General features: G+C 63.1%; 13 protein-coding genes. 8 read left to right on the top strand and 5 right to left on the bottom strand.

Annotated features, from left to right (window positions below; translation table 11 throughout):
- Positions 1-3: 3 nt before the first annotated feature.
- The 7 genes from EWM63_RS01635 to EWM63_RS31660 all read left to right on the top strand — a co-directional run bounded on the left by EWM63_RS01635 (position 4) and on the right by EWM63_RS31660 (position 11397).
- On the top strand, positions 4-486 hold the full coding sequence (locus tag EWM63_RS01635; RefSeq protein ID WP_130184993.1) for a response regulator: 483 nt from the start codon (positions 4-6) through the stop codon (positions 484-486).
- A 25-nt stretch (positions 487-511) separates the two neighbouring features.
- The gene (locus EWM63_RS01630; RefSeq protein WP_130184992.1) at positions 512-1999 is read left to right on the top strand and encodes a sensor histidine kinase; all 1488 of its coding nucleotides are present in this window, start codon (positions 512-514) and stop codon (positions 1997-1999) included.
- 1 nt (position 2000) lies between these two features.
- Positions 2001-4361, top strand: a complete 2361-nt coding sequence (locus EWM63_RS01625) for a hybrid sensor histidine kinase/response regulator (protein WP_165390720.1) — start codon at positions 2001-2003, stop codon at positions 4359-4361.
- A gap of 303 nt (positions 4362-4664) precedes the next feature.
- Positions 4665-6527 (top strand): putative bifunctional diguanylate cyclase/phosphodiesterase, encoded by a 1863-nt coding sequence (locus EWM63_RS01620; RefSeq protein ID WP_130184990.1) that lies wholly within the window; start codon positions 4665-4667, stop codon positions 6525-6527.
- A 177-nt stretch (positions 6528-6704) separates the two neighbouring features.
- Positions 6705-9221 (top strand): sensor domain-containing diguanylate cyclase, encoded by a 2517-nt coding sequence (locus tag EWM63_RS01615; protein WP_165390719.1) that lies wholly within the window; start codon positions 6705-6707, stop codon positions 9219-9221.
- Positions 9222-9555: 334 nt separating this feature from the next.
- On the top strand, positions 9556-11175 hold the full coding sequence (locus EWM63_RS01610; protein WP_130184988.1) for a methyl-accepting chemotaxis protein: 1620 nt from the start codon (positions 9556-9558) through the stop codon (positions 11173-11175).
- Positions 11176-11202: 27 nt separating this feature from the next.
- Positions 11203-11397 (top strand): hypothetical protein, encoded by a 195-nt coding sequence (locus EWM63_RS31660; RefSeq protein WP_165390718.1) that lies wholly within the window; start codon positions 11203-11205, stop codon positions 11395-11397.
- Between the two features lie 24 nt (positions 11398-11421).
- Here EWM63_RS31660 and EWM63_RS01605 read toward each other — a convergent pair whose 3' ends face one another.
- From EWM63_RS01605 to EWM63_RS01590, 5 genes are all read right to left on the bottom strand, one after another.
- The gene (locus tag EWM63_RS01605) at positions 11422-11634 is read right to left on the bottom strand and encodes a VF530 family protein (RefSeq protein WP_130184987.1); all 213 of its coding nucleotides are present in this window, start codon (positions 11632-11634) and stop codon (positions 11422-11424) included.
- Positions 11635-11942: 308 nt separating this feature from the next.
- Positions 11943-12506, bottom strand: a complete 564-nt coding sequence (locus EWM63_RS01600) for a phasin family protein (protein WP_130184986.1) — start codon at positions 12504-12506, stop codon at positions 11943-11945.
- 226 nt (positions 12507-12732) lie between these two features.
- On the bottom strand, positions 12733-14658 hold the full coding sequence (locus EWM63_RS01595; RefSeq protein ID WP_130184985.1) for a DUF4214 domain-containing protein: 1926 nt from the start codon (positions 14656-14658) through the stop codon (positions 12733-12735).
- 238 nt (positions 14659-14896) lie between these two features.
- Positions 14897-15058, bottom strand: coding sequence for a hypothetical protein (locus EWM63_RS31655; protein WP_165390717.1), 162 nt, complete (start codon positions 15056-15058; stop codon positions 14897-14899).
- 129 nt (positions 15059-15187) lie between these two features.
- Positions 15188-16333: an MFS transporter gene (locus EWM63_RS01590; RefSeq protein ID WP_130184984.1), complete on the bottom strand. Its 1146-nt coding sequence runs from the start codon at positions 16331-16333 to the stop codon at positions 15188-15190.
- A 437-nt stretch (positions 16334-16770) separates the two neighbouring features.
- Here EWM63_RS01590 and EWM63_RS01585 point away from each other — a divergent pair, with 437 nt between their 5' ends.
- Positions 16771-17196, top strand: a complete 426-nt coding sequence (locus EWM63_RS01585; RefSeq protein WP_130184983.1) for a Rieske (2Fe-2S) protein — start codon at positions 16771-16773, stop codon at positions 17194-17196.
- Positions 17197-17249 lie beyond the last annotated feature (53 nt).

Here is a 17249-nt window from a genome sequence, read left to right as displayed (position 1 = left end):
GACATGGACCCGACCACTGCCACCGCCCTGCGGGACGGCGCTCCCGTCATACTGCTGGTGGAGGACAATCCCGATGATGTCCTGCTGGCGAAACGCGCCCTGAAGAAAGCTGCCCTGGCCGTGCTGATGGAGATCGTCAACGATGGCGATGAAGCAGTCGGTTACCTTGATGCCGCGGCGCAGCCCGGCGCTGGGGGGCAGGCTCTGTCGCCGTCGTTGATCCTGCTGGACTTGAAACTGCCGAAACGCTCGGGCCTGGAAGTATTGCGCTGGATCCGCGCGAACCAGCACTACGACGCGACGCCCGTCGTCGTGCTGACGTCTTCCAGTGAAGACGAGGACATCCAGAAAGCGTATGCCCTCGGGGCCAACTCCTACCTGCAAAAGCCGGTAGCGTTCAATGGCCTGGTGCAGCTTCTCGGTGTGCTGGATTTGTACTGGCTGCAGAACAACCTGACTGCCCCGCCCAGGGTGGCGCAGTCATAGACGGGCAGGCCCGAAAGATGCAAGCGTGACGATCACTCTATTACTGCTGGACGACAATCCCGACGATCGCGCACTCGCGCGGCGCGAACTCGAACGCCATTTCGACGGATGCGTCATCCGCGAAGTGGGTGACCGTGCCGGCTTCGACCGTGAAATGCAGGATGGCCTGCAGGTCGACCTGATCATCACCGATTTCCAGATGCGCTGGATCACGGGCCTCGATATCCTGAAGCAGGTCCGCGCCTACGATGCGCAGCTGCCGGTCATCATGTTCACGGCCACCGGCACGCAGGAAATCGCGGTGGAAGCGATGAAGCTCGGCCTGGACGACTATGTGATCAAGAGTCCACGCCACTACGCGCGCCTGCCGGTTGCCGTGCGGACCTGCCTTGACCGCTCGGAGATCCGGGCACGCGCGATCCGCTCGGAGTCCCGCCTTGCCGGTCTGCTGGAAAATATCCAGCTGGGCGTATTCCGCATGAGCCTGGATGGCCGCCTGCAGGAAGGGAACCGCGCCTTCTGGACGATGCTCGGAGGCGATCCAACCGCCCCGGAGACGTTGCGGCATCCATTGCTCGACCAGGTATTGACGCGCCTGCCGGCGCTCCAGGCCGCCCTGGACACGGCGGAGCTGCAGGCGGAACTCGGCGCCATCGATGACGCAGGCCGCTTCTTCGTGGTCAAGCTCGTCCGTGTACGCGTCGATGGACACGATGCCGTCGACGGTATCGTCGAGGACGCGACGTCGCTGCGCCGGGCCAGTGCCGAGATTCTCCGCCTCAATGCGGAGCTGGAACAGCGTATCGTCGAACGCACCAGGCAGCTGCAGGAAGCCAACGAGGCCCTGGAAACTTTCGGCTTCTCGGTATCCCACGACCTGCGTGAGCCTTTGCGCACCATCCAGGGGTACGCGGCGGCGCTGCGCCAGGATGTGCGCGCGGGGGATCTCCGGCATCTGGAGAAGTTCGTCGAGCGCATCAATGCGATCGCGCGACGGATCGACCAGATGGTGTCCGACCTGCTGGAATTTGCCCGCCTGTCCCGGGCCGAAATCGCGTCTGAAAACCTGGTGCTGACGGACATTGTCCGCGATGTCCGGATCGCTTTGCAAAACGACCAGGATTACCGCGCCGCCGTGGTCCAGGTCGATATCCCGGACGATCTGCGGGTCAGGGCGCATCGTCCGATTCTCGTGCAGGCGCTGACGAACCTGCTGGGTAACGCGGTCAAGTTCGTGCGGCCCAATACGCACGCCGCCATCAATGTCGTGGCCCGTGCCCACGGCCGCCAGGTCCGGATCGAAGTGCAGGACAACGGCATCGGCCTGGCCGAGGAGGCGCGGACACGGGTCTTCAACGTCTTTGAACGCCTGCATGGCGAGGAGGAATATCCCGGCACGGGCATCGGCCTGGCGATCGTGAAGAAGGGCGTCGAGCGCATGGATGGCTGCGTGGGTGTCGATGCCGCCCCGGGTATCGGATCAACCTTCTGGATCGAGTTGCCAAGTGCCTGACATGCCTGTTGACGCCGAACGGCTCCGCATTCTCCTCATCGACGACAACCCCGATGACCGCGCCCTGGTCGAGCGGGAACTGCGGCTGCGTATTGCCGCCGTGTCCGTCCGCCACGTTGCCGACGCCGCCGCGCTCGACAAGGCCTTGATGGAGGGAGAGTTCGATGTGGCCGTGACGGACTACCGGCTGCGCTGGACACTGGGTACGGACGTGCTGCGCGCCATCAAGCAGCGGTATCCGAATACGCCGGTCGTCATGTTCACGGGGAGCGGCAACGAGGAGGTCGCCGTGACGGCGATGAAGGAAGGCCTCGACGATTACATCACCAAGACGCCGAAACACTATCCCCGGGTGCCCTTTGCGGTATTGGGCTGTTTCGAACGCGTGAATAACAGGCTGCGCTTGCAGGAGTCGCTGGCGCGCGAAACGCTTGCCAAGGCGCGGCTGGAAATCGCTTTGCAGTCCGCGCGCATGGGGACCTGGCAGTATGACCTTGAAACGCGTCAGCTCGCGTTTTCAGAAGACATCGGCCCGATGTTCGGCCACGCCAGCGGGTTCGTGCACGCAAGTGTCGAGGACGCACTGCTGCAGGTGCATCGTGCCGACAGCGAACGGGTGCGCAATGCCTGGGGGGAAGCCACTGATCGTGACGCGGCGTTCGGCATCGAGGCACGCGTCGTCGGCGCAGACGGCAGGACGCGCTGGCTCGCCGTCAGCGGCAAGGGGGTGGGCAATGGGGCCGGGATGCCGCGGATTATCGTCGGCACGGCGCGCGACGTCACAGCCGAAGTGGAGGCGAAAGAGCAACAGCGTGCGCAGCAGGAAGAATTGCAGACGGTGCTCGATGTCCTGCCCGTCGGGGTCGCGATCAGCCACGATCCGCAGATCAACGACATCACGGTGAGCCCTTATTTCTGCGGCTTGCTGGGAATCGAACCGGGCACCAATCTCGCGCAAGTGCCGGCGGGTGGCGGCGGCCAAGCGCCGTACCGGTACTACCGCGATGGACAGCCGCTTGATCCTGCCGACTGGCCGATCCGTATCGCGGCCCGCGAGGGTTTGCCGGTGCGCAGCGAAGAGCTCGAGGTACGTTTCGACGACGGGCGCACGCTCACCATTCTCGTCAATGCGGCACCGCTGCTGGACCAGCAGTCGGCTGTACGGGGTGCGGTTGCCGCCATCATGGACGTGAGCGCACTGAAGTCCGTGCAGCGTGAACTGGAGCAGGCAAACCGCCAGAAAACGGAATTCCTGTCGGTGCTGGCCCACGAGCTGCGCAACCCCATGGCGGCGATCAGTTATTCGGTGGAGATGCTGCGCCACGTTGCGACACCGGATGCCATCAACAAGGCTCGCGACGTGATCGGACGGCAGACCGCCCACATGCGCAAGCTGCTTGACGACCTGCTCGACCTGAGCCGGATCACCCATAACCGCATCGAACTTGTACTCAGGCCGCTCGATCTGCGGCGCGTGATCGAACACGCTTACGAAAGTACGCTGGCGCTGCTGGAGGCGCAACGTCATCGGGTGACGTTCGAACTCCCGGACACGCCACTGATGGTGATCGGCGATGAAGTGCGGCTGACCCAGGTCCTGAGCAATCTGCTCAATAACGCGGCAAAGTTCACGCCGGCCGGCGGCGCGATCACGGTGGCCGGGGCAATCGACGGGCGACAGATCGTGCTGAAGGTGGCGGACAACGGCGCCGGCATCCACCCATCGGAACTCGAGCAGGTTTTCGAGATGTTCGCGCAGGGGAAGGCCAAGGCCAGCGGTGGCGCACCCGGACTGGGGATCGGCCTTGCCATCGTTCGCAAGCTGGTGGAGCTGCATGGCGGCACAGTCAGGGCGATCAGCAAGGGCCCCGGCAGTGGAACCACGTTTCGCCTGGAGCTCCCCCGTGTCGAAGATGCCGAGACGCCGCAAGGCACGTCGCGGCTGTCCCAGGCAGGCAGCCAGGGGCGATTGCTGGTCGCTGACGACAATATCGATGCAGCCGACCTGCTGGGCGCCGTGCTGCAGATGGAAGGTTACCCCGTCGAGGTTGCATACGATGGCCAAGCCGCGATCGAGCTGGCAGGGCAGTGGCGGCCCGATCTGATGTTGCTGGATATCGGCATGCCCCGTGCGAACGGGCTCGACGTGGCGCGCTGGGTGCGCGCACAGGATTGGGGCCGGCGGGCGGTGCTTATCGCCATCACCGGCTGGGGGCAGCCCAAGGACCGGCACGCGACAAAGGAAGCGGGATTCGACATCCACCTTGTCAAGCCTGTCAGCCCAACCGAAATCGTGGCATTGATCCGCGAGCACCTGGGCGCGGGCCATCCGCATGAAGGGCACCGCGACGCCAGCGACTGACCGGCACCGGTGAAGACGCCATTGCAGTGCATACAGTGGAGCCGTGAGGCGCTTCGTGGCGCCGCGGGGCTGTCGCGCGCAATCGGCGCGATGCCGGGGCAACGAATGCGACAAACTTGAAATCATCTTTTCGGCAGGAGGGCGCAGCGGCGGAACCGCCGGCGCGGCGTGCGATCGCAAGGCAATAACGCGTTGTACGTTCCTGTAGAAGACACATATTGCAACGTTCTATTTTGCAGTTATGATGGTACATCACTGGATGCAAGGCAAGATTTTGTCCAGGACGTCGATGAGGACAGCGAGATGAGAGATTTTGCACGCCCCCCGCAACCCGATGACGAGGAAGATCGCCTGAAAGCACTGCAGGCTGCGCAGTTGCTCGATACGCAGCCGGAGGAAGTGTTTGACAGGATCACGCGCATGGCATGTTCTGCGCTCGGCGTCCCGGTCAGCCTGATCTCATTGGTCGACAGGGATCGTCAATGGTTCAAGTCCAGCTGTGGGCTGGAGGCACGGGAGACCGGCAGGGACGTGTCATTTTGCGGCCATGCCATTCTTTCCGATGCACCCTTCATCGTCGACGACGCCGGCATGGATCCCAGGTTTGCCGCCAATCCGCTGGTGACGGGCGCGCCGGGGATCCGCTTCTATGCCGGGATTCCCATCCATGCGGGGCCCAGCCGCATCGGCACGCTGTGCGTCATCGATACTGCGCCGCGAACGCTTGGCTCGCGCGATATCACGCTATTGAAAAGCCTGGCACGGACAGTCGAAGATCTGCTGTATGTCCGGCAAGCCACGCTGGAGTCGGTTCAGTCCCTGAACGACTGGATGGAGCATTACGGGGACAAATCGCGCAGCCGCGTGCAGGCGTTGAGAAATCTGGTGCTGCGCGATCGTCTTACTGGTCTGCCCAGCCGCGTCGCGATCGACAGTGCAATTGGCGATGCCGTCAAGGATGGCAAGCATCACGAAGGCGCAGGTCTGCTGGCGGTCGTCGACATCGATAATCTTTCCGCCGTCAACGAGCGGTTCGGGCATGACGTCGGCGACGGGTTGATCGGGCTGACCGCCGAACGCCTGCTGCAGGTATCGGAAAAGACGGATATCGCCGCGCGCATCGGTGGCGGCATGTTTGCGTTCCTGCTGCGCGGCGCACCCGACCATCGAGCGGCGGTCGCACGGCTGGCCGGCATTCACGAACTGCTGAACCGGTCGTTCGTCGGCAGCCACGGCATTATCCAGTGCAGCCTGACGACTGGTTATGTGCCGCTGGGCCAGCAGGATGGCGGCGCCGAAGCGTTGCTCGACACGGCGCACGAAGCCGTGCGGCAGGCGAAGGCCCTCGGGCATGGCCTGATGAGCGCCTATAACCGGTCGCTGGGTCGCCTGGGCCAGCGCGCACTGGAGCACGACCTGCGTGCTGCGATCTCGACCGATCAACTTTTCCTTGTCTACCAGCCAAAGGTTGATTTCGACACCCGCGCACTTGTCGGATGTGAAGCCTTGCTGCGATGGCAGCATCCCTCCCTTGGTCTCATCGCGCCGTGCGATTTCATTCCCGTAGCCGAGGAGAGTGGCGTCATCGTGCAGCTGGGTCGGTGGACGCTCGATGAAGCCTGCCGCCAGATTCGTCAATGGCTCGATGCGGGAAAAGACGGTCCTGGCGTGGCCGTCAATCTGTCGCCGCGGCAGTTTTTGCATGGCGATATCGTGGAAACGGTACGGACGTCGCTGGCGGCCCACGGTGTGCCCGGGAACCTGCTGGAACTGGAGTTGACGGAATCAGTCGCGGTATGCGATGTCGACCGTGTCATCGCCATCATGCATGAGCTGAAGCGACTGCACGTCAGTCTCAGCATCGACGACTTTGGTACCGGCTTTTCCAGCCTGTCCTACCTGATGCGCCTTCCAGTCGATACCCTCAAGATCGATCGATCGTTCATCTGTGACCTCGTCACGGACCAGCGCGCCCAGGCGCTCGTCAAAGGCGTTATCGACATTTGCGATGGACTGGGAATGAACGTCATCGCGGAAGGGGTCGAGACAGCCGCTCAGGCATCGCTGCTCTCCGTACTCGGTTGCTCGACAATGCAGGGATATCTGTTCGGCAGGCCGATGTCCCCGGATCAGTTCGAGGACGCGCTGCAAGCGGTTTCCGATTGATGGGGAACTGGCCTGATCCGCCAATCGCAATGATGTACTCTAACCATGGGAGTGGCGGTTTTCCCACCGCTGCGCGGATCGGCTCTGGTTCGACAATCGCGGCCAGCCAGCCAGGCCAATGCAAGGCGCATCGAATGTCACGAATCGCCGGGTCAGCCGGAATCCCCATGCTGTTCCATGTTCCGTCACAAGCCAGCCGGCGCGGATATCCACCTGTCCATGGGAACGTACTTATTGACTGATTCCCTCAAACTCGATCGCCTTCTCGGCGCGCTGCTTCTGATCCTGGGTGTCAATACCATGACGGGATGGCTTTTGCAGGTACCAGCCATGGTGGAAATTGTTCGTGGCCTTGTCCCCATGGTGTTCAATACAGGTCTGGGCTTTGCGCTGACAGGCATGGCATTGCTTGTGGGCGAACGTCGACGCGGCCAGGTGCGCGCGATGATAGGCTGGAGCATGCTGCTGCTGTACAGCATGACGTTGGCGGAGCATATCGTGGATGCCAGCCTTGGTATCGACATGGCATGGGTGCACCAGTGGTACAACTACGGCAATACCCGCCCCGGGCGAATGGCGCCCAATAGCGCATTGGGCTTCATGCTCATCGGTGCGGTGAATAGCGCTTTGGGCCGCGTGGACTCCCGTGTCACGGCACGGTTGATCGTTGTGCTGACGTTGTGCGTCCTTACGATCGGCCTGACCGGACTGGGTGGATATCTGCTGGCGCCGGACTTGCTGTTCGGGTGGTCACGCTCCGCGAGGATGGCGGTGCACACCGCAACTGGCATGATCGCGGCGGCGATCGGGATGTGGGCCGCTTGGTCCGGCAGCAGCTGGTATGCCGACCGGCGATTTTTCACCGAGGCCGGCAAGGTACGATTGCTGGGAACGGCGATCCTGATCGTGGTCACGACCACGGTCGGCCTGGCCGGCTTTGTCCTCATGCAGGAATCCCTGGAAAAAGCCATCGAGGGACGTCTGCTCTCGGTCGTGCAAAGCCGTGGGCCATGGCTGGCAACGATTACCCGTGAAACGGTCCAGCATGCTCGCAGCGAGCTGCGCATGGTGCAGGCACAGGAGGGTGCATTGCCCTTGTTGCGCCCGTCCGGATCTGGCGCCAAGCCCCATACTTTCGATGACGCCGCCCGGCGGTTGCGGGCGGAAGGGTATCCGCATGTCGCTGTCGAGGATGTACATCGACGCGTCGTCTGGGAGGCTGGCGAGCTCGACAAGCCAGCGGAATTCACGGCGACGCTCGACAACGATGGCACGGAGTTGATCTGGAATGGCGTTCCACTGTTACGCGTCCGCGCACCCGTGATCGAAGGCGGCGCACTGCTCGGATACCTCCGGCTCGACAAGCCGATGCCAGCATTCGACCGCGTGTTGTTCAATGGCGCGACGTTGGGCGAAAGCGCGGAGGTGACGGCCTGCGTGCAGCAACATGGTCACATCGTATGCCTGCCGAACCGGCAGCATGCGCGTCCATTCAAGCTCGGCCTGGCCGAGGGCGATCGCCATGCCGACTTGCCGATGGGGTATGCCCTGCGCGGCAAGACAGGCGTCATGTACACGCTCGACTATCGCGGCCACAACGTGGTGGCCGCCTATGGTGCAATCGTTCCCGGCGTGGGCTTTGTCGCACGGCAGGACACGGTCGAGGCATACGCCGTTATTCGCCGGGCACTGGCATTCGGTGCGCCGATCATCCTGCTGATCTCCCTCGCAGGCGCCTACGTCCTGTATTCACAGACAGATCCACTGGTCACGCGGATGTACGAATCGGAGCGGCGTGCGGATCAGGCTGCAGCGGAAATGCGCACCCTGATGCATGCGGTAGCCGACGGCATCATGACCATCGACGGGGCCGATCGGGTGCGCTCCGCCAATCCTGCCGCCTGCGAACTGTTTGGCTACCCGGAAGGCGCGATCACTGGCCGCAATGTCATCGGCCTGATCGATTGTGCGGTGCCAGTCGTCCAGGGCGGAGAAGTCGTCCCGGAAGCAAACGGTGAATTTTCACGACTGGTTGGTACAGCGAACGTGCAAGTCGAGGGGCAGCGCAGCGACGGCACGCGTTTCCCACTGGAGCTGACAGTCACCGCTGTCAACGTTGCAACGGACAGGCATCTGGTGGTGATCATGCGCGATATCAGCGAACGCCAGGCCATCGAGCGCAGGCTGGAGCGGATGGCGCAATACGACTCGCTGACGGGCCTGGCGAACCGCACACTCTTCGTTGATCGCCTGAGAATCGCACAGGCCCGCAGCCAGCGCGCTCAGTCGTCGCTGGCAGTACTGTTTATCGATCTGGACGGATTCAAACAGGTGAACGATAAGATGGGGCACCATGCAGGTGATCAGCTGCTGGTTGGCGTAGCGCAGCGGATGACATCGATCGTGCGGTGTACCGATACCGTGGCGCGTCTTGGCGGCGATGAATTTACCGTTCTGCTCGAGGACGTGAACCAGGCCCCCCGCAGTGCCTTCGCGGTGGCGCAAAAGATTCTCGCAGAACTGCAGGAACCCTTTACTCTCGGCGCCGGTTCCGTAGCGATTGGCGCCAGCATTGGCTTGGTGGTCTGGGAAGGCGCCAGGTCGACTGAGGACATCGAGCAGATCCTGCAGCTTGCGGACGCGCGGATGTATCTGGCCAAGCAAAGCGGCAAGAACCGGGTGGTGGGGCCCTAGCACGTGCTCGAATCCTGCCGCGTAACGCAGCGGTTTGAGCAGTGAGTACCGTTTACGTGGGTAGCTGGGGGCGTTGAGGCTTGTGGTGGATGACACTAAACATTCACGCGTATCGGGGCGCCTGAAGCATTCCCGACCATGCCTGTCGGTGTACAGGAGTGCGGCCCTCGACGCCGCGTCTCGCCACGGGGATTCGTTCCGCTCCGGGACTGGTGGCGTCAATTTCACAATTTATTCAGTGATTCTTAGCTTCTTTCCATCGGTTTAGATGCACTGCCGCCGTTAACCCCACTGACGAGCTGGAATGTATTCACATCAATAGGGGAATTACTGTATGAGAGTCAAGGATTTGTCGATCGCAAAAAGACTGGGCCTTGGGTTCGGAACCGTGAGCGTATTGCTCGTCTGCCTGATCGTGATGAGTAATGTCATGCTTGGGCGGATGGACTCGAACACCGACGCGATCGTCCATGATCGCATGCCGAAGATCATGGCCACGAAAGACATGCTCCTGGAAGTGAACGATATCGCCATCGCTTTGCGAAATATGATGCTGTCGCCGACGGCAGCCGACCGCACAGCACAGATGGACGAAATCAAGGTATCGAGAGCGGCCATCGCCGGCATCCTGAACACCATGAATGCATCAATGAAGCGTCCCGAAGCGAGGGCATTGCTGGCACAAATTACCAAGGAAATGGATGCCTACGTGGTCGGGCAGGATCGGTTGATCCAGTTCGTCAACGATGGCAATCTGGATGCGGCGCGTACCTTGTTGAGTACGGAACTCCGGCCGTTGCTGGTGCGCCTGAAGGGATCGGCAAATGAATTGGTCATCTTCCAGAAAGGCTTGAGCGATGAATCGGCCGCGGCTGCGGCCGCGACATACACCGAGTCAAGATTGCTTTCGATCGTGATCGGCCTGCTTGCCGTTGCGTTTGCGGTGGGCGTGGCCTGGTGGATCACCGTGTCGATCGTTCGCCCCGTGCGCAGAGCCCTGGAAGTGGCCAATACAGTCGCGGCTGGTGACTTGACCAGTCAGATCGACGTGGAAACGGCCGACGAAATGGGGCAGTTGCTGCAGGCGATGAAAGCGATGAACGAAAGCCTGGCCCGGACAGTGCAAGTTGTCCGCTCGGGTACCGACACGATCGCCACGGCAGCCGCGGAGGTCGCCGCAGGTAGCCAGGATTTGTCGGTACGTACGGAACAGCAGGCCAGTTCCCTCGAGGAGACCGCTTCTTCGATGGAGGAATTGACGTCGACAGTGAAGCAGAGTGCCGACAACGCCCGGCAGGCGAACTCGCTCGCGGAAAGCGCGTCTGCTATCGCCATTCGAGGTGGTGAAGTCATCGGGCAAGTGGTGATCACGATGGACGAGATCCGGGCTTCTGCGGCAAAGATCGGCGACATCACCAGCGTCATCGATAGCATCGCCTTCCAGACCAATATCCTTGCCCTGAATGCAGCTGTCGAGGCCGCGCGCGCGGGCGAGCAGGGACGCGGCTTTGCGGTCGTTGCAAGTGAAGTGCGCACGTTGGCGCAGCGTTCGGCAGCGGCAGCGAAGGAGATCAAGCAGCTCATCAGCGATTCGACGGAGAAGGTCGCCGGCGGCACCGTGCTGGTTGGCCAGGCTGGCGCAACGATGACCGAAATCGTATCGAGCGTGAATCGCGTGACCGGTATCATGGGGGAAATCACGACGGCGAGTACCGAGCAGACTGCAGGCATTGAACAGATCAACCAGGCGGTGGGGGAGATGGATTCGGTGACTCAGCAAAATGCTGCCCTGGTCGAGCAGGCGAGTGCGGCATCCGAAACGATGAGCGAGCAAGCCGCCAAGTTGGCCGAGGCGGTATCGGTGTTCCGTCTTCACGCTCCGATGACGCTGGCGTCAACGGCAGCCAGGGGCGCGTCATCTTCGATACGGCGCCCGGCACTTGCAATGAACTGACGAGACATCGATCACCCGATCATACGCATGGACGTCCCATGGGTCGGGGCAGGGCGGCTGCCATTGCCGGTCGCCCCCTACGGGCTCATTTCCACCGACAGCCAGAATCACTCGGTGCAGCAACAGCTCGACTGGTGGATGACGAACCTGTCGGAACCTGTCCGACAGGCGCTTCGGCACGGCAGTTCAGCAAACAGCGAACTTCACGTGCGCATTGGCTGACGAAAGCGCTACAGCATTATTCGGTCAACCGGGGAACTCGGTCTCCAGGAACAGCGCTTCCACCTCTGCGCGCGCCCAGGGCGTGCGGCGCAGGAACTTGAGGCTGGACTTCACGCTCGGGTCGCTTCGAAAGCAATTGATGTCGATGCGGCGACCCAGCTCATGCCAGCCATAGTGGTCGACCAGCCGGGTGAGCAGGGATTCGAGGGTAACGCCATTCAGGGATTGCACACGCATGTCAGAGGGAGTTGGGCGGAGAGGCCGACAGTATAGCCGCGCGCCTCCACCAGCGGAAATTGTCGACGGCGCTGCGGTCAACGATGGCGCTAAGGCGTGGTGTACGAGAAATGCTTTTCAGCTGCACCAGCTGCAAGTTATCGCGGGGGGCAGGGAAACACCAGCCCTGAGGTGCGCAACGCATCCAGGCGAAAAAAATCCCGGTCGCGCCGGGATGAAGATCTTTGCCAAAGGGGTTTACGGATACCGAAGCGGCTTCGTACAGCTACGCTTCGGACGTGAACCCTGCAGGCCCGGCCTGTATCAAATCAGCTGGCGGCACCGAGTGGGCTCTTCTTCACGGCCGAGGTAAATTGCTCGACAGCCGCGTTGACATTGCCTTCGATCACGTCCGAAGCCTGTTTCGTCGCCTTGGTAAGCTGCCGATAGCCGGCATCCGCGCCGCCCATTGCGGATTTGAAGAAGGCAACGGCTTTCTCGCTACCGGCCGGAGCATTCCTGCTTACCTGATTGACAAGGGAAATAACCTTGTTGTTCGTTTCCAGGGCTTGTTCCTTGGCGACCTTGGTGAACTCGGCAGCGGTAGCGGCGACGATCGAGGACGCCTGGCGACCGTAAGCAACGGCTTTCTCGGCAGCTGGCTGGGCCTGGGCGGTGCCCAGCGCGAAAAATTCTTGCGGGTTCTTGGCAGACAGCAACTGCTTGGCGGTGGAAGACGAATTGTCCAGCGACGCCTTGGCGGTGGTCAGGTTCAGGTCGACAAGTTTCTCGATACCTTCGAATGCCTTGCCGGTCAGGGTCGAAAAGATTGCCAGTTGGCTCTGGAAAGTGGTCTTTGTTGCATTGGAAAATTGCTCAGGAATCGAAAACATGGTTTGCTCCATTCGGTAAGGTTGATGAGAGCGGTTGTTAGCGGCTCGCGATATTTATTGTGCACTGCAACATGATCAAGCTTACAGGGTTAAAGCGCGAAGTCAAGCAAAGTTTTGTGCACTGCACAAATATGAGGGTCCGGTGCAGGTCGGATTGTTCTGCGGACTTTTGTAGTTGTGATCGCCAGGGTGCGGGCTTCAACCATCGCGGTCCCCGGCACGGCAGTCAACGAATGAACGGCGACTCGAAGAGGATGGCCTTTGCAGCCGGAAGGAAATACGTGTCGGGATAGATGGTGTAACCCGTCCACATGATCGATGCTTTCGCATGCTCGGTACACGACGGCAGCCCGGCATCGCAGCCTTCCGGGTGAGGAACATGCAGGGTGTGTGCGATTTCATGGGCGCCGCCACCGGTCCATCGGATCGTCTCGAAGCAGTAGGTCGTCCCTTCGTCGGAGACCACGCAGGGGGCGCCACCCAGGCCCTCCAGGTCCTGGCGCGGGAACATGGCAAGGCGCGGCATCCCCGCGCCGAGCCTCCCGGGGGTGTTCACCGCGTGCAGGACGTCGGCATACACGATCCAGTCGACGTCCTGCCGTGTGTGGTCGAGGCCACAGTGTTCGGTCAGGTCGCGCTGGACCGTCGCCCACGTGTCGTTGCTGAAGTAATCGCGCGACGGGCGCGGCAGGTTGCAGACTTCCGGCGCGGCAGCGTAGATGGTAAATGTGGGCCCGCCGAGCTGATGCTTGAACCATTGCTGCAGGTGGACGGCGGCTCCCTGGATGGCCTTCGACCAGCCGTCGTTGAAGGGTCGGTCGCTCGGCACGGCATAGATGAAGCGCAGATGGTGGCCGTTCGGTGCCGGAATGTCGACCGGGACGGTGGACGACGGGACGCCGCCTTCGGGCCCGGCCACGCTGACCGTGCAAGTGTATTGAACGTTGTTGCGCAGGCCTTCGACGACCACGGGACTGGCTGTCGCATACCCCGACAGGCTCTCGCCGCCATACGCGCAGGTGGCGAGGTAACCGGGAGGCGCCGTGTTGCCGATGCGGGGCGGGGCACCGAACGCCAGGAAAGCGCGGCCCGCCCTGGAAGTGGACAGGCCCGTCGCCACGAGATCCACCGGTGCCTGCCACGTGAGCGCCCCTGCCTGCGGCGTGACGTCGACGACCTGGGACACGGTACCCGTGCCGGCACCGTTGCGCGCATTGACGGCGCATGAATATGGCACGCCATTCTGCAGCCCGCCGACGATCAATGGGCTGGCCGTACCGTTCATCGAGGCGACTCCTGACGGGCTGGTACAGATCGCCGTGTAGTCTTCGATCGGGCTGGCGCCATTCGACTGCGGTGCGGCGAACACGAGGACGATCTGCGTATCGGTCGGGACGGCGCTGGTGATGACCGGTTGGCCGGGGGCGCCGGCAGGACGCGGGGCGGCAAGCAGGGACTGCAACAGCGCCTGGAACGCGGTGCCGAGGTCCGCCAGGTCGCTGCCTGCATCGACCCGTTGCAGGAGCTGGCGCGCCGCTTCGTTCGGTGAAGCGCCGGCATACGCCGCGACACGGGCGGGCGTGTCCAGCAGGCCGACAAAGGCCACGGACGCGGCGACCTTCCTTTGCACGGCAACCATGTCGCTTGCCTGCCCGCCGGCCATGATGGACAGCGCGGCATTGCCCCGGGTGATCGCACCATCACCCAGCAGTTTGGCCCAATACGCCAGGCCGGCGGCATCCGGTGCACGGTTGAACAGATTGCGGTAGATGGCGGTGATGAAGACCGTATTGTTGCCGGGATAGAGGTCGCGGGATTCCTGGCTCGCCGCCATGTCGTCGATGGTCTGGCGCACTGCGGGATCGGACGAATAGGCGGACCTGAAATCGGCGAGTGTCGTCGGGGCGCCCAGGCCGGCGTACAACCGGGCATAGTAAGCCAGGCCGGCGGGATCGGGCGGACGGCCGAAATAGCCGATGTAGATCGTCTGGACAATGGTCTCGTAATCCGCGGCGCGTTCCGCGATTCGCGGCGCATGCCGGTCCGAAGCGGCTGCCCGCGTACCGGACGCGGGTGGGGCGTCCGGCCCGCCACAGGCGCACAGCAGGACGAATGCACAGCATGTTCCAAGCCGGTGGAGCATCGGGCCCATGTATGCCCCCTTTTGATTACGTAGTCAGAATGAGGCCGACTATACGCGGGAACTGGCAGGGATCAGCGGCTGCTGGCGAATATGCAACACAAATAGTTTTGTGGCCAAGCGCAGTTGACGAGCAGACTGGATGAGCCAGTTACGCTGCGATCTGCGAACCCTGCGTTGGACACCGCCGACATACCTGTGCAGTCGGCAGTGTCTCCTGTCCCGGCTTCTGGAAAAGATACCCGCCGCCTCAAGGCGCGATCGGGAATGCGGGCACCTGCCGCAGGGCTGACAGGCCGACCACGATGGATGCTGGTCCGGTCGCATCGACAGGGCCGCCGATGTCGTTGAACACATGTTCAAAGCCGCCGGACCCGAAGACCTTGCCCGCGCTGGTGCTGGTAAAACGCACGCCCGGCGCGACGGGCGCCTTGCAGCGCCGTGGTACTGCGGGGGAGCGACTTGTGCGAAACCAGCGATACGCGGCCTGGATACATGGCATGGGTACATGGCACGAAGATCCGGGTCGCCGGATGTCGGTTCAGGAAGGAGACAACACGGCCCGGTCCGCGCGGCTTGGCAGGAAGCAGACCACCGCGCAGATGGCGATGGCGGCCGCGGCCAGCCCGAGGCTAGGGTAGCCGGACAGCTTCACCACCGTCCCGCCCAGAATGGGGCCGATCGCCGCGCCGGTCATCAGCATGGCCGGCGTTGCGCCCACCGCGCGGCCACTCGGATCGAGCGTCGCCAGCAGTCCGAACGCGAACGTGTGCGTTAAGATCATCACGGCCGCGAAGCACGCCGCAGCGGCCGCGTAGGGCAGGAAGGCCTGGCTCTGCGTCATCAACAGGGCCAGCGCTGCCTGGACGACGGGACCGCACACGAGCACCGTGCGCGGGTTGACGCGCTTTTGCAGGAACGCGGCAAGCGGTGCGGGAAGCAGATTGACGAAACCCAGTGCGATCAGCACGCCCGCCACGGCGGCGCCGTCGAAACCCCGTTCGGCGCCGATGCGCTCGACGAAGGCGAAGATCATGGCCTGGACTAGGCCCATGCAGCTGACGCCGATCGCGGCCAGCCATACCGCGCGGGGCAGGCGGCCGGCAGTGTGCTGCGCGCCGCTGTCGACGGCGCGGGCCGTGGGAAACGCCAGTGCGGCAACGCAGGCGGCCACCGCCATGATGCCGCAGAAGCTCCAGAACAGCGCCGGCGCGCCCAGCGAGGCCACGAGTTTCGGAACGCCGCCCATGAACAGGATGCCGAAGACGCCCAATGCAAAGCCGACGAGGGCGAACAGCCGGTGCGGGTTGCCGCTGCCGCCAATGGCCGCGTGGGTCACGCTCAATGCCGTTGCGGCAGCCAGTCCCGCGACCACGTGCAGCACCGCCATCGCCGCATAGTCGTTCACCAGCCCGACAGCGCCGAAGGCCAGCGCCGCGACGGCAAAGCCGCCGGCCGCGGTGGCTCGGGCAGGCAGCCGGGCCGAGCGGGGAGCGACGAACAGGCTTGCGCACACGGCGCCAACCAGGAACAGGGTGGCCAGCCCACCCGCCTGTTGCGGGTCCAGGCCGTAGCCGCTGATCAGCACGCCGACCCAGACCGGCAGTGCGACCAGGTCGACCATCCCGGCACAATGTGCCACCATCAGGCTGGCGCGGCCAGCCCGGCTCTCGCTGGTTGTTTTCATGATTGTCTCCTTGATTTTTGGGCTGTCCAGGCGGATGCACCGGCAAGTTCGCGCCGATGCGCTGGCTGTCCGGAACGATCCGCTCACCGCTCACGCAGCCATGGCGGCCGCAAGACGATTGCCCTTGTATTGGTAACGGCTCCTCAATTTAGCGGTGGCGCCCGACCGTCACAAGTCGGACCTTTCGATTGCAGGTATCCGCCAGGGCGATGGGTTGGCCTGCACCGGTCCGCGGGCGCCGGCTGTACCGAGGCTGGTCCGGCGCGCGCGTGGTCGCGCATCGGATTCGTGGATACGAGCTATCCACACAATCCATCGGCGAACAAAGGCAACTACCTGGGAAAAAGCAGGCGGCTTCGATAAGATCGTCCGGGCGCCGGTTTGTCCCGTTCAATCGAAGGGCCGCGGAACCGGCGCGTCATTCCGGAGGCAAACGCATGCAGTACGAAGGGTTACAAGAGGGTGGGCAGGCCGCGACGTCATCCGCGTCGGGAGCGACCGGCAGCGGCGCCGCCGTGTTCCTTTGCCGCCTGGACGACATACCGGACGGCGCGTCGCGCGGCTTCGATCCCTGGGGCGAGGGCAGGGACACGATACTCGTCGTGCGGCAGGGTGGCCGCGTGCATGGCTGGCGCGACGCCTGCCCCCACTACGGCGATACCCCGATGGCATGGCGCAAGGACGCCTACCTGAATGGCGACGGCACGCGCATCGTCTGTGCCGCGCATGGCGCGCAGTTCGACATCGCCACCGGCATCTGCACGCTCGGCCCGTGCCTGGGCCAGGGCTTGCGCGCGGTGGCGCTGGTCGTCATCGGCAACGAAATTCATGTCCCGTCCACGGGCGGGACGGGACAAGCATGAAGTAGATGCATGAACACGGGCGGCGGGCCCGCCGCATGATGGTGCGCGCCGCG

Source organism: Pseudoduganella lutea, assembly GCF_004209755.1.
GTDB lineage: Bacteria > Pseudomonadota > Gammaproteobacteria > Burkholderiales > Burkholderiaceae_D > Rugamonas > Rugamonas lutea.
The sequence above is the reverse complement of the archived record's forward strand: the minus strand, read 5'-3'. Positions and strand labels throughout refer to the sequence as shown.